Here is an 18283-nt window from a genome sequence, read left to right as displayed (position 1 = left end):
AGTTGTTTGCCGCCGTTTCGTTTATGTTGTTCGTTGTTGCTTGGCGACTTTTATTATATTAAAGCATGTTTAGAATCCTGTCAACACTTTCAGCAAAGTTTTTTACGAAAGCTGTTTTTTCCTTCTGTATTCCTTTAGAGAACAATCACCCAAATAACCCCTCACCCTTAGAGCCGATTGGTTTCCGATGAAATTCAGGCCTTTTCAAAAGAAGAGAAAAATCATTCATCCACCATAAGAAAATCAGTGGACGAATGATTTTATTTTTTGGAAGCTGTCTGCGCTTGCGCTTTTCTTGCGGCACGCCGCTCTTCCAGTTTCTGTCGGTCAACATCCGATTGCGCATTGTATTTCGGCAATACCAGGAGCTGATAAGCATTTACTGCCAGGAACGGGAACAACAATAAAGTAACCCAACTGTCGATATTTCCTTCTTCCACCATCAATGCCGGAAGCCATTCGACCGTTGTAATGACGATCATGAAGAACAAGGCAGAAATAAACGTTTCTTTATTCGTCCATTTGGCTTTGAAGTAAGCTGTTACCACCGCTGTAAAGATCAAGATGGCCAATAAGCTTCCATACAGCCAAACCTGGCCAGTCGTTTCTGCGTTTGGCGCAAAGCGGAATAAAATCAAATCGGTAATGACTACTGCGATGATCAACAATTGAACCCAATTCCACAGGCGCAATGTCCGGAAAATATTCATCCCTATCTGGTGTACCGTCAAATATGCAAAGAAACACAATTGGCTGATGATGCTCATCGTCAGACCAATAATAACCAGCCAGACAAAGCCAGCTAAAAATTCGCCCCATTGGCCGGCGTTGAATGGTTGTGAAAATACATCATCCCAGCGGACGAACAAACCGAGCAATCCGGTTACCGCTCCACCAAGCAAAAGTGCTTTCAAAAAAAACTTAACCCAATTTCGTATTGTCAATTGAATGCCTCCGTTATTTAAAGTTCTTTTAAGATTGTACCAACCGGCTATAAAAAAATCCATTCGCCACACAGCTTAGATTGTGAACAAAGCTTGAAAGTCGGTTCTTTGTTACTGAATCGCCATATCCTATGGCCGAATCGGCAAAATAAAAGCCCGAGAGCTACCGAAAGCCCCCGGACTGTCCAAGCATTATTTTTTATCAGCGAATTGCTTAAGCACTTGGTTCGCGATATCTTCATAGATTTTCCCTGTTGGGTGGTCTGCCAAGTAAACTGACGGAGCGAAGTCTTCTTCATTCCAGTCAGGCTGACCCATTGGAATCTGCCCAAGCAACGGTGCCTGCAATTCTTCAGCAAGCTTTGGTCCGCCGCCTTGTCCGAATAAGTATTCTCTCTTGCCGGTTTCTTTGCTTTCGAACCAGGACATGTTTTCGATGACCCCCAGTACTTCGTGGTCAGTTTGAAGCGCCATTGCTCCGGCACGCGCTGCAACGAAGGCTGCAGTCGGGTGAGGTGTCGTAATGACGATTTCCTTGGAAGCCGGAAGCATCTGGTGGATATCGAGTGCGACGTCCCCTGTGCCAGGCGGAAGATCCAATAGAAGGTAATCCAAATCGCCCCATTCTACATCACGGAAGAATTGGTCAAGCACTTTCCCGAGCATCGGGCCACGCCAAACAACTGGCATATTGTCTTCTACGAAAAAGCCCATGGAGATGACTTTCACTCCGAAGCGTTCAACTGGAATAATCGTTTCGCCGCGCACGACCGGCGATTTATCGATCCCCATCATATCCGGTACACTGAATCCGTAGATATCTGCATCGATCAAGCCCACTTTTTTGCCAAGACGCGCTAATGCAATCGCCAAGTTAACCGATACTGTCGATTTACCGACGCCGCCTTTACCGCTGGCGATTGAAATGAATTCCACTTTGTTCAATGGAGACAATAGATCCTGTGCTTCAGATTCACTTGCTGTTCCACGGAACTGAGCCAATGCTTCAGCAGGAAGTTCTTCAAAACGGATACCGACAGAACCGGCTCCCGCTCCTTTTAATACATCGACAACTTTCATCTGCAGCTGCATTTGTTCAGGCGTGTTGGTTTTGGCGATTGCCAATTTCACGCTGACGTGTTTTTTCTCTTCTTTGATCGTTACGGACGTGATGCCGTTCGTTTCAGTCAACGATCTATGTAAAAACGGATCTTCTAATGCTCCGAGTAATTCGCGTACTTGTACTTCAGTTACCATATCGATACACTCCCTATCAATTTTGCTCACCATAAAGTATAGCACAGCAAATCCTATTTTTAATGTATTCGGTCTTATCAGAAGGAATGAATATGCCACTCCGCTCTCGCGAGGATGAAAGCTCCGGCGCAGTGGCATTTCTCCTCTTTATTAATCAAGCTGAATACAGGCTTTGATCACGGATTGATGATCAGCATATCGTGGTCATCATAGGTAAAGTCCGGTCCCCATGCCACTTCCCAGTAATAGCCGTCAGGATCTGTGAAATACCCCGAATACCCTCCCCAAAAGACATCCTGCGGTTCTTTTACAATTTTCGCCCCAGCCCGTCTCGCCAGCTCCATCACTCTATCCACTTCTTCTTTGGACTTCGCGTTATATGCCAGCGTGATGCCTGAAAATCCGGTGCCAGCCGGCGGGTTCTGTTCATCGATATCTTTCGCTAACTCCTCTAATGGAAACAATTCCAGTTTCGAACCGGAAGAATTGAAAAAGACAATTCCAGGATTGTCTCCTTTTTCTGCCGTTTCAAAGCCGAGCCCATCTCTGTAAAACTTAGTCGATGTCTGCATATCTTTTACACCAAGGCAAATCAAGTTGATTCGGTTCATTTCATCATTCCCCCTTATTTCCTTCTATTCTACCCGCCTACACCTCTATTTGACCATAAAAAAAGCACTCTCCGAATTTCTTCGGAAAGTGCTTTGTAAACGAAAATCGAAATTAACGTTTTGAGAACTGAGGTGCACGACGTGCTGATTTAAGACCTGGTTTCTTACGTTCTTTCATACGTGGGTCACGTGTTAACAACCCAGCAGATTTCAACGCAGGACGGAATGCAGGGTCTACAGTTAGTAGAGCACGTGCAATACCGTGACGGATTGCTCCGGCTTGGCCTGTGAATCCACCGCCATTTACGTTTACTAGGATGTCGTAGCTTCCTAGAGTATCCGTAGCAACTAGTGGCTGTTTGATGATTTGTTGTAATGTTTCGTAAGGAACGTAGTCCGCTACGTCACGTTTGTTGATTGTAATTGTGCCGTCACCCGGTACTAACCGTACGCGAGCTGTTGAGTTTTTACGACGACCTGTCCCAATATATTGAACTTGTGCCAAAGGTGTATCCTCCTCTAATTTACTAATTTATTATCCGCGAAGTTGGTAGTTTTCTGGTGTTTGTGCTTGGTGGTTATGTTCTGGGCCAGCATATACATGTAGCTTTCTGAACATTTGGCGTCCAAGAGAGTTCTTTGGAAGCATCCCTTTGATAGCCAATTCAAGCATTCTTGTTGGGTATTTCGTGCGCATTTCAAGTGCAGTACGCTGTTTCAATCCACCAGTGTATTGTGTGTGGCGGTAGTAGATTTTGTCAGTAAGTTTTTTACCTGTAAGGTGAATCTTTTCAGCGTTGATGATGATTACGTGATCACCAGTGTCAACGTTTGGTGTGAATGTTGGTTTGTATTTCCCGCGTAGGATTGAAGCGACTTCAGAAGCTAAACGTCCAAGAGTTTGCCCTTCTGCATCGACAACCAACCATTTACGCTCTACTTCGTGACCTTTAGCCATGAATGTTGTACGCATGTATATTGTCCTCCTAATAAATCGTCTGTTTTTAAAATCATTTTACAGTGTTCCGCTGTTCCGTTTTTTCGTTATCCCTAAACACAAATAACCTTCCGGGGCATATCGTGGGGGTAATGAAAATACCATACATCATGTTATAACGCCAGCGCTAAAAAGTCAAGGGTTTTTCTAAAAACACCAGGAAAAGTTGTTTCAGCTCTGATACATCACGGTTTCCAGGTAAAGACCATGTGCCGCAGCCGTTTTTCCGGCAGCGTCCCGGTCAGCCGCAGCCACAATTCCGCTGAGTTCTTCGGCCTTCCGTCTGCCCATGCCCACTTCAGTTAATGTACCTGCAATGATTCGGACCATGTTGTATAAAAAACCGGAGCCTTCAATCACCATATGAAGCTCATTGCCATGCTCTTCAAACTCCACACGCCAAATCGTCCGGACTTTATCAACCACCGCTGTGTTTGCTGCACAAAAGCTTGAAAAATCATGGGTGCCGATCAATGCCTGTGCAGCGGCCTTCATGGCGTCCACATCAAGCGGCTGCTTGACATGGACCATGTAGTTGCGCGTGAACGGGCTGATGATCTGGCTACGGTCCCATTTATAGCGGTAGGTCTTGCCGGTCGTATGGTAGCGCGCATGAAAAGATGCATCCACTTCTTCAATCGAGTTGACCCGGATATCTTCCGGCAACAGGACATTCAGCGCCCTCAGCCAGCCGCTCATCGGAATGGAAAATTCCGTATCAAAATGAATGACCTGGCCGGTCGCATGGACTTTGGCATCTGTCCGTCCGCTCGCCACCACTTGGGTGACTTTGCCTTTATGGATGGTTTTCAGCACCTTCATCAATTCCACTTGGACCGTACGTGAATCCGGCTGGATCTGATAGCCGGCAAAACCGGAGCCGTCATAGGCAATTGTCGCTTTTAATCGTTTCATAATTTCTCTCCTTATACCCGGAAATACCAAAGCATTCCCGCAAGCCCGGCCAGCACAAGCAAGCTCAGGCTGTCTTTAAAGCGCCAATCCAATTGGCGATAGCGCGTTCGGCCTTCGCCGCCTCGGTAACCCCGGACTTCCATCGCCGTAGCCAGGTCTTCCGCCCGTTTAAAGGCACTGACGAACAACGGGATCAACAAGGGCACAACCGCCTTGATGCGCTCTTTTACCGGCCCTGAGCCAATGTCTGAGCCTCTTGCCATCTGCGCCTTGAGGATCTTGCCCGTCTCATCCATCAAAGTCGGGATAAAGCGCAGGGAAATGGACATCATCAATGCCAGTTCATGAACCGGCAACTTGACGCGCTTGAATGGGCCAAGCAATACTTCAATGCCATCGGTGATGGAAATTGGTGAAGTCGTCAAGGTCAGGATGCTCGTAATGAACACCAAGACCAGGAAACGGATGGAAATGAATATCCCTTGCCGCAGCCCTTCTTCGTAAATCTCAATAAAACCGATATCCACTAACAAATCGCCTTCACGCGTAAAGAAAATATGCAGCAAAAAGGTAAAAATCAATAAAATAAAGACCGGTTTCAATCCGTTGATCAGGAAATAGAGACGAATTTTGGACAGGAACACCACCAGCAGCGTGAACCCGAGCAAAATACCGTACGTCACTGCGCTATTGGCAATAAAGACGATGGCGATGAACACGAAAACGAATAAAATCTTCGCTCGCGGATCCATCCGGTGGATAATTGAGTCCCCTGGAATAAAGCGGCCAAAAATCATTTTCTCCATCATTCGGAATCACGCCCTTCCGATAAAGCCAATGCGATGTTTTTCGCCAGCGCTTCTTCCGTCAGTGAAATGGTATCCAATGTGATGCCGGCTTTCTCTTCAAACTTCCTCTGCAGGCGGATGGTACGCGGCGGCTCCAGCCGGTAGTCCCGCAATTGCTCTTCATTCGAGAAGATCTCTGCAGGATCCCCTGTCACGACACAGCGGCCATCATGCATAATGGCTACAGTATCTGCGTAGCGCGCCGCATCTTCCATGCTGTGGGTCACCAGGACCGTTGTCAGTCCTTTTTGGATATGCAGCTGATGGAACAGGTCCATGATTTCACGGCGGCCACGCGGATCAAGTCCAGCCGTCGGTTCATCAAGCACCAATACATCCGGTTCCATCGCCAACACTCCGGCAATTGCCACACGGCGCATTTGCCCGCCCGACAAATCGAACGGAGATTTCGCCAATACTTCTGAAGGCAAGCCAAGCTGTTCAACCAGTTCATGTGCCCGTCGGCTTGCTTCTTCTTCCGGTACGCCATAGTTCATCGGCCCGAACATGATGTCTTTCAACACCGTTTCATCGAACAATTGCTGTTCCGGAAATTGAAAGACGATCCCGACCTGCCGGCGCACATCTCGCAAATTCTTCGCCTTCACGCCAGCTTCGATTTTCCGCTCGCCGATCACGACGGATCCTTCTGTCGGCTTCAACAAAGCATTAAGATGCTGAAGGACCGTCGATTTGCCGGATCCGGTATGGCCGATGATGGCTGTATAGGAGCCTGAAGGGATATGCAGTGAGACATTAGTCAACGCCCGTTTTTCAAAAGGCGTATCTTTTGCATAACTGTATCCTACTTCCTTGAGTAAAATGTCCATAACTAATCCACCAATTCATCTTCTGTCATATGTTCTCCTTGAAGTTGGACTCCAGCTTCTTGAAGCAGATGCGTCATGCGCATCGAAAACGGCAAATCCAGGCCCAGCGTCGTCAGTTCATTGCCGGATAGGAATACTTCATCCGGTGTGCCTTCCAATTGCTTTTGCCCTGCGTTCATGACGAGGATGCGGTCAGCAAGTGCCGCCTCTTCCAAGTCATGCGTAATCGAGATAACCGTAAGGCCCGTCGCTTCCCGCAGTTCACGGATGGTTTCAATGACTTCCATCCGCCCCTGAGGATCAAGCATCGATGTCGCCTCATCCAAAATCAACAGACGCGGGCGCAGTGCAAGTGCACCGGCAATTGCCACCCGCTGTTTTTGGCCACCCGACAAATGGTGGGGTTCGTGGTCAAGATAAGCTTCCATCTTTACTTGATGCAACGATTCTTTGACACGCAGCACCATTTCTTCATGCGGCACGCCATTGTTTTCCAAGGCAAATGCCACATCGTCCTGGACCGTGGCGCCAACAAACTGATTGTCCGGATTTTGAAAAACCATGCCCATCTGCGAACGGATATCCCACAGGCTTTCTTCGGCCATCAATTGCCCCATCGCCGAAACTTTCCCCGTCTGCGGAAACAATAAACCGTTCATCAATTTGGCGATTGTCGATTTCCCGGAACCGTTATGGCCCACCAAAGCGATCCATTCCCCGTCCTGTATCGAAAAAGATAAATCCTGCACGGCCGGTTTTACCGACGCGTCTTCTTGCGTATATGTAAATGTCACATTTTCGAATGACAATATAATCGAATTCATCTCAGCTGGCCTCCTCTGAAACTTGCTTAGCTCTTCTCTACTCTACTGGTTTTCAACAGCATTTGTAAAACGGTAAATAAATAAAAAAAGCGCGCACCTCATTCAGAGAAATGCGCTTTTCTGTCTCTATGGCTTCCCCGGTTGCTTAAGCCAGGGTTGAATGAGGTGCGTAGAGCTAGACGAGACGCCGCCTTTCGGCTCGCTCATCATAACACTCAGCTTTTCATATTGTCGTATAAATCATAATGCTAAAAGAAGAGGGCTATGAAACCCCCTTCGATTGATTAAACCAATTCGATAATAACGATAGGTGCGCCATCTCCGCGACGAGGCCCCATTTTCATAATGCGAGTGTAACCGCCTTGACGGTCAGCGTAACGTGGTGCAACATCATCAAACAATTTCTGCAATGCATAAGTTGTTGTTTCGTTGCCTTCAGCGTCTGCAGTTGTTACCAACTCACGGCGCATCCATTCTGCTGCTTTACGGCGAGCGTGAAGATCTCCACGTTTACCAAGCGTAATCATTTTTTCTACAGTCGAACGCACTTCTTTCGCACGAGCTTCAGTCGTTTGAATGCGTTCATGTACGATTAAGTCTGTTGTAAGGTCACGTAATAGTGCTTTACGTTGAGAACTTGTACGTTGAAGCTTTCTCATTGAAGTTTCCCTCCTTTGTTGAATAGTTCGGATCCGATTCTAACTCTCAGTCTTCTTTACGAAGGCCAAGCCCTAGATCTTCCAACTTCACTTTAACTTCTTCAAGTGATTTGCGTCCGAGGTTGCGTACTTTCATCATGTCGTCTTCCGACTTGCTTGCCAGTTCGTGTACCGTGTTGATACCCGCACGTTTTAAGCAGTTGTAAGATCGAACCGAAAGATCAAGTTCTTCGATAGTCATCTCTAATACTTTCTCTTTTTGGTCTTCTTCTTTTTCAACCATGATTTCAGCCGTTTGAGCCTCGTCTGTCAATCCTACGAAGATGTTTAAATGCTCAGTAAAAATCTTTGCGCCAAGCGCAATTGCCTCTTTTGGACCAATGCTGCCATCTGTCCATACATCAAGAGATAATTTATCGAAATGAGCCAGTTGACCCACACGAGTATTTTCCACTTGGAAATTAACGCGTGAAACTGGAGTGTAAATAGAGTCAACCGGGATAACGCCGATCGGAAGATCTTCACGTTTGTTCTGATCTGCACGGGCATATCCACGGCCCCTGTTTGCATACATACGCATGCGCAAGTGGCCATTTTTAGCGATTGTTGCAATATATAGATCCGGATTCAGAATTTCTACGTCACTGTCGTGCGTAATATCTGCAGCCGTAACCGTTCCATCACCTTTTACGTCGATTTCAATGACTTTTTCTTCGTCAGAGTAAATCTTCAAAGCCAGCTTCTTAATATTCAAGATGATAGTAGCCACATCTTCTTCTACACCTTCAACAGTGGAGAATTCATGCAGAACGCCATCAATTTGAATTGAAGTAACAGCTGCGCCAGGTAAAGATGAAAGTAAGATTCGACGTAAGGAGTTTCCTAAAGTGGTTCCATATCCACGCTCAAGAGGTTCAACAACAAATTTTCCGAACTTGGAACTGCTGTCGATCTCAACCGTTTCAATCTTTGGTTTTTCTATTTCGAGCATTCATTTTACCCTCCTTCAAAACGTCGGTTTTTTTCGTTTCATCAAAGAATTCGATAGTCACAGACTTTCGCTACGATTCAGAACCCATCCAGTAAGTCGTGATGTTCAAAAATCCTATTCAGATTAACGATTATACGCGACGGCGTTTTGGTGGGCGGCAACCGTTGTGAGGTACTGGAGTTACATCTTTGATAGCTGTAACTTCTAGTCCGGCAGCTTGAAGTGCACGGATTGCAGCTTCACGACCTGAACCAGGACCTTTAACTGTAACTTCTAGAGTTTTAAGACCGTGTTCGATTGATGTTTTAGCAGCAGTTTCAGCAGCCATTTGAGCAGCGAAAGGAGTAGATTTACGTGAACCTCTAAATCCTAGAGCCCCTGCACTTGACCATGAAACAGCGTTACCCTGCATGTCAGTGATAGTAACGATTGTGTTATTGAATGTTGAGCGGATGTGAGCAATACCAGATTCGATATTCTTTTTCACACGACGCTTACGAGTTTGTTGTTTACGTGCCATGTTAAGAAGAAACCTCCTTTACTGATTATTTTTTCTTGTTAGCTACAGTTTTACGAGGACCTTTACGCGTACGCGCATTGTTCTTCGTATTTTGACCGCGGACCGGTAGTCCACGACGATGACGGATTCCTCGGAAGCTAGCAATTTCCATCAAACGTTTGATGTTCATTGAAACTTCACGGCGAAGGTCACCTTCGATTTTGTATTGATCTAATTGTTCACGGATATTGTTCAACTCGTCTTCTGTAAGATCACGAACGCGTGTCTCTTCAGAGATACCAGCAGCAGAAAGAACTTTCTGTGCAGTTGTTTTACCAACACCGAAAATGTATGTTAATGAAATAACAACGCGTTTGTCGCGCGGAATGTCAACACCAGCAATACGTGCCATGTGTGCGATGCACCTCCTTCAAATTAGCCTTGTCTTTGTTTGTGTTTCGGATTTTCACAGATTACCATTACTTTACCGTTTCTGCGAATAACTTTACATTTTTCACAGATCGGTTTTACAGATGGTCTCACTTTCATCTAACCCAACCTCCTTAGTAGTCCGGAGTGCAAAAGATTATTTAAAACGGTATGTGATACGACCGCGTGTTAAATCGTAAGGAGAAAGTTCCACTGTCACTTTATCTCCTGGCAGAATGCGGATGAAATGCATGCGAATCTTGCCTGATACGTGCGCAAGAATCGTATGGCCGTTTTCCAATTCCACTTTAAACATCGCGTTAGGCAAAGTCTCAACGACAGTTCCTTCGATTTCAATTACATCGTCTTTCGCCATCGACCCAGTCTCCCTTCTGTATACAAATCAGGTTCTCATCTTCAAACAGTATTTGCTGATTGAATAGTAGTAGTACATTCATTCACAAGAAATGCATGAGTGACATTCGAAAGACATTCTCCGAGTCCCGCAGATTAGCGGGCCGGGGGTAATCCGGCAAAGCCAGTCTGTCTCATGTATCCTCGACTGCCCGGACTGCTTTGGATGAGTTCCAAACCCGTTACACAGATGCTTCCACGAAACCCATTATACTAGTTTCAATGCACGATTGCACGAATGCGCACCTTGCATCAACGTTCATACTCTGAGCCTTGTTTGCTTTTGCAGCTCTCGAAAATTCATATCTCCGGTGCTCCTTAAAGCCACATGGAGGCAACTAACTGCGCCCGGCGCCGGGGATTAGCCTCGGTCGCCCTTTAGAAGAGCATCAATGTCAGCAAATACTTTTTGGATGTCCTGCTGTCCATCTATATTCTGCAGCACGTTTTTGCTTTCATAGAAATCAAGAAGCGGCTGCGTTTGTTGCATATTTACTTCTAAACGTTTAGTGACGGTTTCAGGCTTATCATCTTCACGCTGGTAGAGTTCTCCACCATCTTTGTCGCACACACCAGCAGTTGCCGGCGGGTTGAACACAGTATGGTAAGCAGTTCCACAAACTTTACAGATCCATCGGCCTGTCAAACGTGCAATTAATTCATCTTGTTCGACTTGAATATTTACGACATGCTCGATTCGCTTATCAAGATCGGCCAAAAGAGATTCCAACGCTTCAGCTTGAGGAACAGTACGCGGAAAGCCATCCAATAAGAAGCCATCCTCGCAGTCCTTTTCGCTAAGTCGTTCTCGGACAATGCCGATAGTCACTTCATCAGGCACTAGAGCACCTTGATCCATGAATGATTTTGCTTTCAAGCCCAGTTCCGTTCCGCCTTTTATAGCAGCTCGAAACATGTCACCTGTAGAAATATGAGGGATGTCGTACTTCTTAACAATTTCGTCTGCTTGAGTACCTTTTCCGGCACCCGGTAGACCCATTAATACGATATTCATACGTTTGTCCCCCTCAGACAATTGGACAAGAGACGCTTTCACGTCCCTCTAGATCCATTGATTATTTCATAAAGCCTTTGTAATGACGTTTCACAAGTTGAGATTCCAATTGTTTCATCGTCTCCAGTGCTACCCCTACAACAATCAGAAGGCTTGTTCCGCCGATTTGCGCCGATTGCGGTAAATTCGCAATGTTAATGAAGAAAATCGGTAGAATAGCGATGACTGCCAGGAAGATGGCACCGACGAATGTCAGTCGGTATAACACACTTGTTAAATAATCCTGCGTATTTTTACCCGGACGGATTCCCGGAATATATGCGCCTTGCTTTTTCAAGTTGTCTGACACGTTCTCAGGATTAACCTGAATAAATGCGTAGAAATACGTAAATGCTACGATCAAAGCGACATAAATGATCATGCCGACAGGGCGCGTATAATCGAACGTACTCTGAACCGCTTCCGTAAACGCGTTAGCACCAAAGAAAGAAGCAATGGTTTGTGGCGTAATGATAAACGCTACTGCAAAGATTACCGGGATAACTCCGGCCGCGTTCACTTTCAAAGGTAAATGCGTTTGCTGCCCGCTTGTCGTCTGGCCACGGCCAGCAACTCGCTTCGCATACTGAATCGGTATTTTACGCAACGCTTGTTGAACGTAAATGACCAAAACCGTAATGGCAACAACAGCTAATGCAAGCAATGCCATGATGGCAATATTGATCGGAAGCTGATCTCCAGCTCCTTGGATCTGCTGTGCATACAATTGGTTAATAGCGCCTGGTACTGCAGCGACAATCCCTGCGAAGATGATAATCGAAATACCGTTCCCCACACCTTTTGCCGTAATCTGCTCACCAAGCCACAATAGGAACGCCGTACCAGCAGTCAAGACAATGGCGATGACAACATAAGTTGAAATCGTGTCGTTCTGGATTAAAGAACCGCCGTACATTTGGTTAAACCCATAAGACATACCGATTGCTTGAATAAAGGCAAGAACAATTGTGAAGTAGCGAGTGAATTGAGCAAGTTTCCGTCTTCCGACTTCTCCTTGTTTCGCCCACTCTGCAAATTTCGGTACAACATCCATCTGCAATAATTGCACAATGATTGACGCTGTAATGTATGGCATAATTCCCATCGCTAAAATCGAAAAGTTAGCTAGGGCACCTCCACCGAAAGTATTTAAGAATCCAACCAGACCCATCTGGTCAGTAGCTTGCAAAACCGAAGCGTCAACATTCGGTACTGGAACAAAAGTTCCAATACGGAAAATGATGAGCATCAATAATGTAAAGAATATTTTATTTCGAATATCAGTCACGCGCATAAAATTAGAGATTGTCTGAAACATTAAACCACCTCGGTTTGTCCGCCGGCAGCTTCAATCGCTTCTTTAGCTGATCCAGAGAATTTGTGAGCTTTTACTGTCAATTTCTTTTCTAAGCTACCGTTGCCCAGAATTTTGATTCCAGAACGTTCATTGCTCACAACACCTGTTTCGATCAACAATGCTGGTGTTACTTCTGTGCCTTCGTCGAAACGGTTAAGCACTTCGATGTTTACAACTGCATAGTCTTTACGGTTGATGTTGGTAAATCCACGTTTTGGCAAACGACGGAACAAAGGGTTTTGTCCACCTTCAAATCCAGGACGAACACCGCCGCCTGAACGAGCGTTTTGACCTTTATGACCTTTACCTGCTGTTTTACCAGTACCTGAACCGATACCGCGTCCGATACGCTTTCTCGAGCTGCGTGAACCTTCTGCTGGTTTTAATTCATGAAGTTTCATTTGGTTGGCACCTCCTTCTATAGAAATCCGTAATTAAACTTCTTTGATAGTTACTAAGTGAGCGACTTTATCAAGCATACCGCGAACGGCTGCATTGTCTTGGTGCTCAACAGTTTGGTGCATTTTGCGCAATCCCAAAGACTGAACAGTTTTGCGTTGTGCCGGTTTAGAACCGATCACGCTTTTTGTGAGGGTAATTTCCAATTTAGTTGCCATGTGATTTTCCCTCCTTATCCTAACAGTTCTGCAACTGATTTGCCGCGAAGTTTTGCAACTTCATCAGCACTCTTCAATTGAGTTAAACCGTTAATAGTTGCACGTACCATGTTGATTGGTGTGCTTGAACCTAGAGATTTAGACAAGATATCCTGTACTCCAGCTAATTCAAGTACCGCACGAACAGGTCCGCCAGCAATTACACCGGTACCTGGAGAAGCAGGTTTGATAAGAATTTGGCCTGCGCCAAAACGACCGATTACTAAGTGTGGAGTTGTACCCTTAACCATTGGTACTTCAATAAGGTTTTTCTTCGCATCTTCGATAGCTTTGCGGATTGCATCTGGAACTTCTTGAGCTTTACCAGTACCAAAACCAACATTACCATTTTTGTCGCCTACAACAACTAATGCGGAGAAACGGAAACGACGTCCACCTTTTACAACTTTAGCTACGCGATTGATTGTAACTACGCGTTCTTCAAGTTCAAGTTTGTTTGGATCAATACGACTCATGAAATGTGTCCCTCCTTTTTTTAGAATTCTAAACCATTTTCACGGGCAGCTTCTGCTAATGCTTTTACACGTCCATGATATAAATAACCACCGCGGTCGAAAACAACCGATTTTAAGCCGTTTTCAGTAGCGCGTTTTGCAATTGTTTCGCCGACTTTAGCTGCCGCTTCCACGTTGCCAGTAGATTCTACTGAGAAATCCTTCTCCATAGATGATGCACTTGCAAGTGTAACGCCATTCATATCGTCGATCAATTGAGCGTAGATGTATTTATTCGAACGGAATACGTTTAAACGTGGGCGTTGTGCTGTGCCTGTAATTTTAGAACGTACGCGTGCATGACGTTTTTTACGAGATGCGTTTTTATCGAGTTTCGTAATCACTGAGGTCACTCCTTTCAGCCTGCCTAAGCAGCATTATTTACCTGTTTTACCTTCTTTGCGGCGAACAACTTCACCTTCGTAACGGATACCTTTGCCTTTATATGGCTCTGGCGGACGTACTTGGCGGATGTTCGAAGCAAGAGCTCCAACACGTTCTTTATCGATGCCTTTGACGATGACTTTTGTGTTTGCTGGAACTTCAACTGTTACGCCGTCTTCCGGAGTGAATTCAACCGGATGAGAGTAACCTACGTTAAGAACCAATTTTGAGCCTTGTAATTGAGCACGGTAACCAACACCTACTAATTCAAGTGTGCGTTGGAATCCTTCTGAAACTCCAGTAACCATGTTTGCAAGCAAAGCACGGGATGTACCGTGGTTTGTGCGGTGATCTTTAGAATCTGAAGGACGTGACAATGTTAGGACGTTATCTTCTTGTGTGATTGTAATATCTTTGTTGAATACGCGAGTCAACTCGCCTTTAGGGCCTTTAACAGTTACGGCATTCTTGTCTCCAAGAGTTACGGTAACGTTAGCAGGAACCTCGATTGGTTTTTTACCTACACGTGACATTCTGTTGCACCTCCATTCGTTTGTTGCTTATTACCAAACGTATGCTATGATTTCTCCGCCGATTTGTTTCGCGCGGGCTTCTTTATCAGTTACCAAACCTTGTGATGTTGAGACTAAAGCGATTCCAAGACCGTTTAGTACACGTGGCACCTCGTTAGTTTTAGCGTAAACACGTAGTCCTGGTTTTGAAATGCGTTTCAATCCAGTAATAACGCGTTCGTTGTTAGCTCCGTATTTAAGGAAAATCCGGATCATGCCTTGTTTATCATCTTCAACATATTCTACGTCACGAACGAAACCTTCACGCTTAAGGATTTCAGCGATGTCTTTTTTCACATTAGAAGCCGGAAGCTCTAATTTCTCGTGACGAACCATGTTTGCGTTACGAATGCGTGTCAGCATATCTGCAATCGGATCTGTCATTGTCATTACTTTTACCTCCTTCCCAAATTAGGGGATTACCAGCTGGCTTTTTTGACGCCAGGAATTTGTCCCACATATGCAAGTTCACGGAAACAAATACGGCAAAGTTTAAATTTGCGTAATACTGAATGCGGACGTCCGCAACGTTCACAGCGTGTGTACTCTTGTACTTTAAACTTTGGCGTGCGTTTTTGTTTTGCGATCATAGATTTTTTAGCCACGTTTACGCCTCCCTCATGTTTACTTTTGGAACGGCATTCCGAATTGTGTTAATAACTCACGAGCTTCTTCATCAGAGTTCGCAGTTGTTACAATTACGATATCCATACCGCGTACTTTGTTAACTTTATCGTAGTCGATTTCAGGGAAGATCAATTGTTCTTTTACGCCAAGTGTGTAGTTACCGCGTCCGTCGAACGATTTGTTCGATACGCCACGGAAGTCACGTACACGTGGAAGTGAGATAGCAATCAATTTATCCAGGAAGTCGTACATACGCTCTCCGCGTAGTGTAACTTTACATCCGATTGGCATACCTTCACGAAGACGGAAGCCAGCGATAGATTTTTTAGCTTTAGTAATAACTGGTTTTTGACCAGTGATTGTTTGTAATTCTTCAACAGCAGAGTCAAGTGACTTAGTGTTTTGAACAGCTTCGCCTACACCCATGTTGATAACAATTTTGTTTACTTGGGGTGCCTGCATTACAGATTTATATTCAAACTTGCTCACTAGAGCAGGAGTGATTTCATTCACATATTTTTCTTTTAGGCGGTTCATGTGTGTACCTCCCTTCATTCAGGAATTTTATTTATCTAATTTTTCGCCGGATTTTTTTGCAACACGAACTTTTTTACCATCTTCAACCTTGTATCCTACACGAGTCGGCTCGCCGGATTTAGGGTCAAGTAACATAACGTTAGAAACATGAATTGCTGCTTCTTGGCTGACAATTCCACCTTGCGGATTTGCCTGGTTCGGTTTTGTATGCTTTTTGATGATGTTGACACCTTCAACAAGCACACGGTCTTTCTTAGGTAAAGCAGTCAAAACAACGCCTGTTTTGCCTTTGTCTTTGCCTGAGATTACCTTAACTGTATCGCCTTTTTTAACATGCATTCTGTCGCACCTCCTTGGTATGGCACATTGATTTATTAAAGAACTTCAGGAGCAAGTGATACGATTTTCATGAAGCTGTTATCGCGAAGTTCGCGGGCAACAGGTCCGAAAATACGAGTTCCGCGTGGACCTTTGTCGTCACGGATAATGACACATGCATTTTCATCAAATTTGATATAAGTACCGTCTTTACGGCGAGCTCCGCTTTTCGTGCGAACGATGACAGCCTTAACGACTTCACCCTTCTTAACAACGCCACCTGGTGTTGCTTTTTTCACGGTACAAACGATTACGTCTCCGATGTTTGCAGTCTTGCGACCAGAACCACCAAGTACTTTAATCGTTAGTACTTCACGAGCACCCGAGTTGTCTGCAACTTTTAAACGACTTTCCTGTTGGATCACTTAGGTAACCTCCCTCCGGAATTTCTTAGGTTCCGAAATTATTTAAATTAGATGATAACCGCTTTTTCTACAATTTCCAATACGCGGAAACGTTTTGTAGCTGATAACGGACGAGTTTCCATGATGCGAACTACGTCGCCCATTTTCGCTTCGTTTAGCTCATCATGAGCTTTATATTTCTTAGAGTATTTTACACGTTTGCCATAGAATGCGTGCTTCTTTTGAGTTTCAACCATTACTGTAACGGTTTTGTCCATTTTGTCAGACACAACACGGCCTGTGTATACTTTGCGTTGGTTACGCTCAGTCATACTTGCAAACCTCCTCTCGATTTATCAGTTATTGCCACTGAGTACTCTTTCGTGAATCACAGTTTTCATACGGGCAATCGCTTTACGTACTTCGCGGATGCGAGCAGTGTTTTCTAATTGACCAGTAGCCAATTGGAAGCGAAGGTTGAAAAGCTCTTCTTTCAGTGATTTCACTTTTTGTTCAATCTCAGCAGTGGTTAGGTCACGGATTTCATTAGCTTTCATTCGATTCACCACCAATTTCTTCGCGTTTTACGAACTTCGTTTTGATTGGAAGTTTGTGAGATGCAAGGCGCAATGCTTCGCGTGCCACTTCTTCAGATACTCCACCAAGTTCGAACATGATTTTACCAGTTTTGACAACGGCTACCCAGCCTTCAGGTGAACCTTTACCAGATCCCATACGAACCTCTAGAGGCTTTTTCGTATATGGTTTATGCGGGAAAATTTTGATCCAGACTTTACCGCCACGTTTCATGTAACGAGTCATGGAAATACGTGCAGCTTCGATTTGACGGTTAGTGATCCAAGATGATTCTAATGCTTGGAGACCAAATTCGCCGAATGCGATTTCTTTACCGCCTTTAGCTTCGCCGCGCATCTTGCCTCGGTGCTCTCTACGATATTTAACGCGTTTAGGCATTAACATATTATTTGCCTCCTTCCTCAGATTTCTTCTTAGTTGGAAGGACTTCACCGCGGTAGATCCATACTTTTACGCCGAGCTTACCATAAGTTGTGTCTGCTTCAGCATGCGCATAATCAATATCAGCGCGGAGCGTATGGAGCGGAACAGTACCTTCACTGTAGTGTTCAGCACGCGCAATGTCAGCGCCGCCTAGACGTCCAGATACTTGAGTTTTGATTCCTTTAGCGCCAGAACGCATAGTGCGTTGGATCGCTTGTTTTTGTGCACGGCGGAAAGACACACGGTTTTCCAGTTGACGTGCAACACTTTCAGCAACCAATCTTGCATCAAGGTCAGCTCTTTTAATTTCAATGATGTTGATGTGTACACGCTTGCCAGTCATAGAGTTAAGCTGTTTGCGAAGTACTTCTACTTCAGATCCACCTTTACCGATTACCATACCTGGTTTCGCAGTGTGAATAGTTACGTTGACACGGTTTGCAGCGCGTTCAATTTCAATTTTAGAAACTGAAGCTTCTTTCAAACGTGCTTCAACATATTCACGGATTTTAATATCTTCGTGAAGAAGTGTCGCATAATCTTTCTCAGCGTACCATTTAGACTCCCAATCACGAATGATTCCGATACGCATCCCAATTGGATGTATTTTTTGTCCCACGA

The 18283-nt window shown here is 45.0% G+C and carries 31 protein-coding genes; all 31 read right to left on the bottom strand.

Translation table 11 applies throughout. From position 1 onward, the window contains the following. Window positions 1-260: 260 nt before the first annotated feature. Window positions 261-944, bottom strand: coding sequence for a KinB-signaling pathway activation protein (locus QMA01_RS17505; protein WP_191716896.1), 684 nt, complete (start codon window positions 942-944; stop codon window positions 261-263). A 192-nt stretch (window positions 945-1136) separates the two neighbouring features. Further along, window positions 1137-2201: an Mrp/NBP35 family ATP-binding protein gene (locus tag QMA01_RS17500; protein WP_191716895.1), complete on the bottom strand. Its 1065-nt coding sequence runs from the start codon at window positions 2199-2201 to the stop codon at window positions 1137-1139. Window positions 2202-2377: 176 nt separating this feature from the next. Then, window positions 2378-2812, bottom strand: a complete 435-nt coding sequence (locus QMA01_RS17495) for a VOC family protein (RefSeq protein WP_290215556.1) — start codon at window positions 2810-2812, stop codon at window positions 2378-2380. Between the two features lie 112 nt (window positions 2813-2924). After that, entirely contained in the window at window positions 2925-3317 is a 393-nt protein-coding gene (rpsI, locus tag QMA01_RS17490) for a 30S ribosomal protein S9 (RefSeq protein ID WP_058386707.1), read from the bottom strand. Window positions 3318-3347: 30 nt separating this feature from the next. Then, the gene (gene rplM / locus QMA01_RS17485) at window positions 3348-3785 is read right to left on the bottom strand and encodes a 50S ribosomal protein L13 (protein ID WP_191716893.1); all 438 of its coding nucleotides are present in this window, start codon (window positions 3783-3785) and stop codon (window positions 3348-3350) included. A 195-nt stretch (window positions 3786-3980) separates the two neighbouring features. Further along, window positions 3981-4724: a tRNA pseudouridine(38-40) synthase TruA gene (gene truA / locus QMA01_RS17480; RefSeq protein WP_290215555.1), complete on the bottom strand. Its 744-nt coding sequence runs from the start codon at window positions 4722-4724 to the stop codon at window positions 3981-3983. Between the two features lie 11 nt (window positions 4725-4735). Then, window positions 4736-5533, bottom strand: coding sequence for an energy-coupling factor transporter transmembrane component T family protein (locus QMA01_RS17475; RefSeq protein WP_191716891.1), 798 nt, complete (start codon window positions 5531-5533; stop codon window positions 4736-4738). Beyond that, window positions 5530-6402 (bottom strand): energy-coupling factor ABC transporter ATP-binding protein, encoded by an 873-nt coding sequence (locus QMA01_RS17470; protein WP_290215554.1) that lies wholly within the window; start codon window positions 6400-6402, stop codon window positions 5530-5532. Before QMA01_RS17470 ends, QMA01_RS17475 begins: the two co-directional genes overlap by 4 nt. Window positions 6403-6404: 2 nt before the next feature. Next, window positions 6405-7226 (bottom strand): energy-coupling factor ABC transporter ATP-binding protein, encoded by an 822-nt coding sequence (locus QMA01_RS17465; protein ID WP_290215553.1) that lies wholly within the window; start codon window positions 7224-7226, stop codon window positions 6405-6407. A 284-nt stretch (window positions 7227-7510) separates the two neighbouring features. Then, window positions 7511-7885 (bottom strand): 50S ribosomal protein L17, encoded by a 375-nt coding sequence (gene rplQ, locus QMA01_RS17460; protein WP_191716888.1) that lies wholly within the window; start codon window positions 7883-7885, stop codon window positions 7511-7513. 46 nt (window positions 7886-7931) lie between these two features. Continuing rightward, window positions 7932-8876 carry a DNA-directed RNA polymerase subunit alpha gene (locus QMA01_RS17455; RefSeq protein WP_191716887.1) on the bottom strand — a complete coding sequence of 315 codons (945 nt, stop codon included), beginning with the start codon at window positions 8874-8876 and terminating at the stop codon, window positions 7932-7934. A gap of 130 nt (window positions 8877-9006) precedes the next feature. Then, a complete protein-coding gene (gene rpsK, locus QMA01_RS17450; RefSeq protein WP_006828953.1) occupies window positions 9007-9396 on the bottom strand; it encodes a 30S ribosomal protein S11 in 390 nt (129 codons plus the stop codon). Between the two features lie 25 nt (window positions 9397-9421). After that, window positions 9422-9787, bottom strand: coding sequence for a 30S ribosomal protein S13 (gene rpsM / locus QMA01_RS17445; RefSeq protein WP_006828952.1), 366 nt, complete (start codon window positions 9785-9787; stop codon window positions 9422-9424). A gap of 23 nt (window positions 9788-9810) precedes the next feature. Then, a complete protein-coding gene (gene rpmJ, locus QMA01_RS17440) occupies window positions 9811-9924 on the bottom strand; it encodes a 50S ribosomal protein L36 (protein ID WP_006828951.1) in 114 nt (37 codons plus the stop codon). A 37-nt stretch (window positions 9925-9961) separates the two neighbouring features. Further along, a complete protein-coding gene (gene infA, locus QMA01_RS17435; RefSeq protein WP_006828950.1) occupies window positions 9962-10180 on the bottom strand; it encodes a translation initiation factor IF-1 in 219 nt (72 codons plus the stop codon). Between the two features lie 399 nt (window positions 10181-10579). After that, window positions 10580-11233 (bottom strand): adenylate kinase, encoded by a 654-nt coding sequence (locus tag QMA01_RS17430; RefSeq protein WP_191716886.1) that lies wholly within the window; start codon window positions 11231-11233, stop codon window positions 10580-10582. A gap of 61 nt (window positions 11234-11294) precedes the next feature. Beyond that, the gene (gene secY / locus QMA01_RS17425) at window positions 11295-12590 is read right to left on the bottom strand and encodes a preprotein translocase subunit SecY (RefSeq protein ID WP_191716885.1); all 1296 of its coding nucleotides are present in this window, start codon (window positions 12588-12590) and stop codon (window positions 11295-11297) included. Then, a complete protein-coding gene (gene rplO, locus QMA01_RS17420) occupies window positions 12590-13030 on the bottom strand; it encodes a 50S ribosomal protein L15 (protein WP_038701928.1) in 441 nt (146 codons plus the stop codon). The genes secY and rplO overlap by 1 nt, the downstream gene beginning before the upstream one ends. A gap of 33 nt (window positions 13031-13063) precedes the next feature. Then, window positions 13064-13246 carry a 50S ribosomal protein L30 gene (rpmD, locus tag QMA01_RS17415; protein WP_038701926.1) on the bottom strand — a complete coding sequence of 61 codons (183 nt, stop codon included), beginning with the start codon at window positions 13244-13246 and terminating at the stop codon, window positions 13064-13066. Window positions 13247-13260: 14 nt separating this feature from the next. Continuing rightward, window positions 13261-13761 carry a 30S ribosomal protein S5 gene (rpsE, locus tag QMA01_RS17410; protein ID WP_191716884.1) on the bottom strand — a complete coding sequence of 167 codons (501 nt, stop codon included), beginning with the start codon at window positions 13759-13761 and terminating at the stop codon, window positions 13261-13263. Between the two features lie 20 nt (window positions 13762-13781). Further along, window positions 13782-14144, bottom strand: coding sequence for a 50S ribosomal protein L18 (rplR, locus tag QMA01_RS17405; RefSeq protein WP_191716883.1), 363 nt, complete (start codon window positions 14142-14144; stop codon window positions 13782-13784). A gap of 33 nt (window positions 14145-14177) precedes the next feature. Continuing rightward, window positions 14178-14717: a 50S ribosomal protein L6 gene (rplF, locus tag QMA01_RS17400; protein WP_191716882.1), complete on the bottom strand. Its 540-nt coding sequence runs from the start codon at window positions 14715-14717 to the stop codon at window positions 14178-14180. Between the two features lie 30 nt (window positions 14718-14747). Then, window positions 14748-15146 (bottom strand): 30S ribosomal protein S8, encoded by a 399-nt coding sequence (rpsH, locus tag QMA01_RS17395; RefSeq protein WP_006828942.1) that lies wholly within the window; start codon window positions 15144-15146, stop codon window positions 14748-14750. Between the two features lie 29 nt (window positions 15147-15175). Then, on the bottom strand, window positions 15176-15361 hold the full coding sequence (rpsN, locus tag QMA01_RS17390; RefSeq protein WP_006828941.1) for a 30S ribosomal protein S14: 186 nt from the start codon (window positions 15359-15361) through the stop codon (window positions 15176-15178). 19 nt (window positions 15362-15380) lie between these two features. Further along, complete coding sequence (gene rplE, locus QMA01_RS17385; protein WP_191716881.1) at window positions 15381-15920, bottom strand: 50S ribosomal protein L5; 540 nt, start codon at window positions 15918-15920, stop codon at window positions 15381-15383. A gap of 27 nt (window positions 15921-15947) precedes the next feature. Next, window positions 15948-16259 carry a 50S ribosomal protein L24 gene (gene rplX, locus QMA01_RS17380; RefSeq protein WP_058386721.1) on the bottom strand — a complete coding sequence of 104 codons (312 nt, stop codon included), beginning with the start codon at window positions 16257-16259 and terminating at the stop codon, window positions 15948-15950. 35 nt (window positions 16260-16294) lie between these two features. Beyond that, complete coding sequence (gene rplN, locus QMA01_RS17375) at window positions 16295-16663, bottom strand: 50S ribosomal protein L14 (protein WP_006828938.1); 369 nt, start codon at window positions 16661-16663, stop codon at window positions 16295-16297. Window positions 16664-16710: 47 nt separating this feature from the next. Then, window positions 16711-16974, bottom strand: coding sequence for a 30S ribosomal protein S17 (rpsQ, locus tag QMA01_RS17370; RefSeq protein ID WP_008432511.1), 264 nt, complete (start codon window positions 16972-16974; stop codon window positions 16711-16713). Window positions 16975-16998: 24 nt separating this feature from the next. Next, a complete protein-coding gene (gene rpmC / locus QMA01_RS17365) occupies window positions 16999-17199 on the bottom strand; it encodes a 50S ribosomal protein L29 (protein WP_006828936.1) in 201 nt (66 codons plus the stop codon). Beyond that, window positions 17189-17623, bottom strand: coding sequence for a 50S ribosomal protein L16 (gene rplP, locus QMA01_RS17360; RefSeq protein WP_038701916.1), 435 nt, complete (start codon window positions 17621-17623; stop codon window positions 17189-17191). Before rplP ends, rpmC begins: the two co-directional genes overlap by 11 nt. A 1-nt stretch (window position 17624) precedes the next feature. Next, entirely contained in the window at window positions 17625-18281 is a 657-nt protein-coding gene (gene rpsC, locus QMA01_RS17355) for a 30S ribosomal protein S3 (protein ID WP_006828934.1), read from the bottom strand. Window positions 18282-18283 lie beyond the last annotated feature (2 nt).

It is taken from the genome of Planococcus notacanthi, from assembly GCF_030407825.1.
Taxonomy (GTDB): Bacteria; Bacillota; Bacilli; order Bacillales_A; family Planococcaceae; genus Planococcus; species Planococcus notacanthi.
Note: the sequence above shows the minus strand (reverse complement) of the source record. Positions and strands in the feature narration are given on the sequence as shown.

What these genes read in the sequence shown, in the direction of transcription:
- QMA01_RS17500 (WP_191716895.1), bottom strand. Translation starts at nt 2,201, where the DNA reads ATGGTAACTGAAGTACAAGTACGCGAATTACTCGGAGCATTAGAAGAT.
- QMA01_RS17495 (WP_290215556.1), bottom strand. Translation starts at nt 2,812, where the DNA reads ATGAACCGAATCAACTTGATTTGCCTTGGTGTAAAAGATATGCAGACA.
- rplM (WP_191716893.1), bottom strand. Translation starts at nt 3,785, where the DNA reads ATGCGTACAACATTCATGGCTAAAGGTCACGAAGTAGAGCGTAAATGG.
- truA (WP_290215555.1), bottom strand. Translation starts at nt 4,724, where the DNA reads ATGAAACGATTAAAAGCGACAATTGCCTATGACGGCTCCGGTTTTGCC.
- QMA01_RS17475 (WP_191716891.1), bottom strand. Translation starts at nt 5,533, where the DNA reads ATGATGGAGAAAATGATTTTTGGCCGCTTTATTCCAGGGGACTCAATT.
- QMA01_RS17470 (WP_290215554.1), bottom strand. Translation starts at nt 6,402, where the DNA reads ATGGACATTTTACTCAAGGAAGTAGGATACAGTTATGCAAAAGATACG.
- QMA01_RS17465 (WP_290215553.1), bottom strand. Translation starts at nt 7,226, where the DNA reads ATGAATTCGATTATATTGTCATTCGAAAATGTGACATTTACATATACG.
- rplQ (WP_191716888.1), bottom strand. Translation starts at nt 7,885, where the DNA reads ATGAGAAAGCTTCAACGTACAAGTTCTCAACGTAAAGCACTATTACGT.
- QMA01_RS17455 (WP_191716887.1), bottom strand. Translation starts at nt 8,876, where the DNA reads ATGCTCGAAATAGAAAAACCAAAGATTGAAACGGTTGAGATCGACAGC.
- rpsK (WP_006828953.1), bottom strand. Translation starts at nt 9,396, where the DNA reads ATGGCACGTAAACAACAAACTCGTAAGCGTCGTGTGAAAAAGAATATC.
- rpsM (WP_006828952.1), bottom strand. Translation starts at nt 9,787, where the DNA reads ATGGCACGTATTGCTGGTGTTGACATTCCGCGCGACAAACGCGTTGTT.
- rpmJ (WP_006828951.1), bottom strand. Translation starts at nt 9,924, where the DNA reads ATGAAAGTGAGACCATCTGTAAAACCGATCTGTGAAAAATGTAAAGTT.
- infA (WP_006828950.1), bottom strand. Translation starts at nt 10,180, where the DNA reads ATGGCGAAAGACGATGTAATTGAAATCGAAGGAACTGTCGTTGAGACT.
- QMA01_RS17430 (WP_191716886.1), bottom strand. Translation starts at nt 11,233, where the DNA reads ATGAATATCGTATTAATGGGTCTACCGGGTGCCGGAAAAGGTACTCAA.
- secY (WP_191716885.1), bottom strand. Translation starts at nt 12,590, where the DNA reads ATGTTTCAGACAATCTCTAATTTTATGCGCGTGACTGATATTCGAAAT.
- rplO (WP_038701928.1), bottom strand. Translation starts at nt 13,030, where the DNA reads ATGAAACTTCATGAATTAAAACCAGCAGAAGGTTCACGCAGCTCGAGA.
- rpmD (WP_038701926.1), bottom strand. Translation starts at nt 13,246, where the DNA reads ATGGCAACTAAATTGGAAATTACCCTCACAAAAAGCGTGATCGGTTCT.
- rpsE (WP_191716884.1), bottom strand. Translation starts at nt 13,761, where the DNA reads ATGAGTCGTATTGATCCAAACAAACTTGAACTTGAAGAACGCGTAGTT.
- rplF (WP_191716882.1), bottom strand. Translation starts at nt 14,717, where the DNA reads ATGTCACGTGTAGGTAAAAAACCAATCGAGGTTCCTGCTAACGTTACC.
- rpsH (WP_006828942.1), bottom strand. Translation starts at nt 15,146, where the DNA reads ATGACAATGACAGATCCGATTGCAGATATGCTGACACGCATTCGTAAC.
- rplE (WP_191716881.1), bottom strand. Translation starts at nt 15,920, where the DNA reads ATGAACCGCCTAAAAGAAAAATATGTGAATGAAATCACTCCTGCTCTA.
- rplX (WP_058386721.1), bottom strand. Translation starts at nt 16,259, where the DNA reads ATGCATGTTAAAAAAGGCGATACAGTTAAGGTAATCTCAGGCAAAGAC.
- rpsQ (WP_008432511.1), bottom strand. Translation starts at nt 16,974, where the DNA reads ATGACTGAGCGTAACCAACGCAAAGTATACACAGGCCGTGTTGTGTCT.
- rpmC (WP_006828936.1), bottom strand. Translation starts at nt 17,199, where the DNA reads ATGAAAGCTAATGAAATCCGTGACCTAACCACTGCTGAGATTGAACAA.
- rplP (WP_038701916.1), bottom strand. Translation starts at nt 17,623, where the DNA reads ATGTTAATGCCTAAACGCGTTAAATATCGTAGAGAGCACCGAGGCAAG.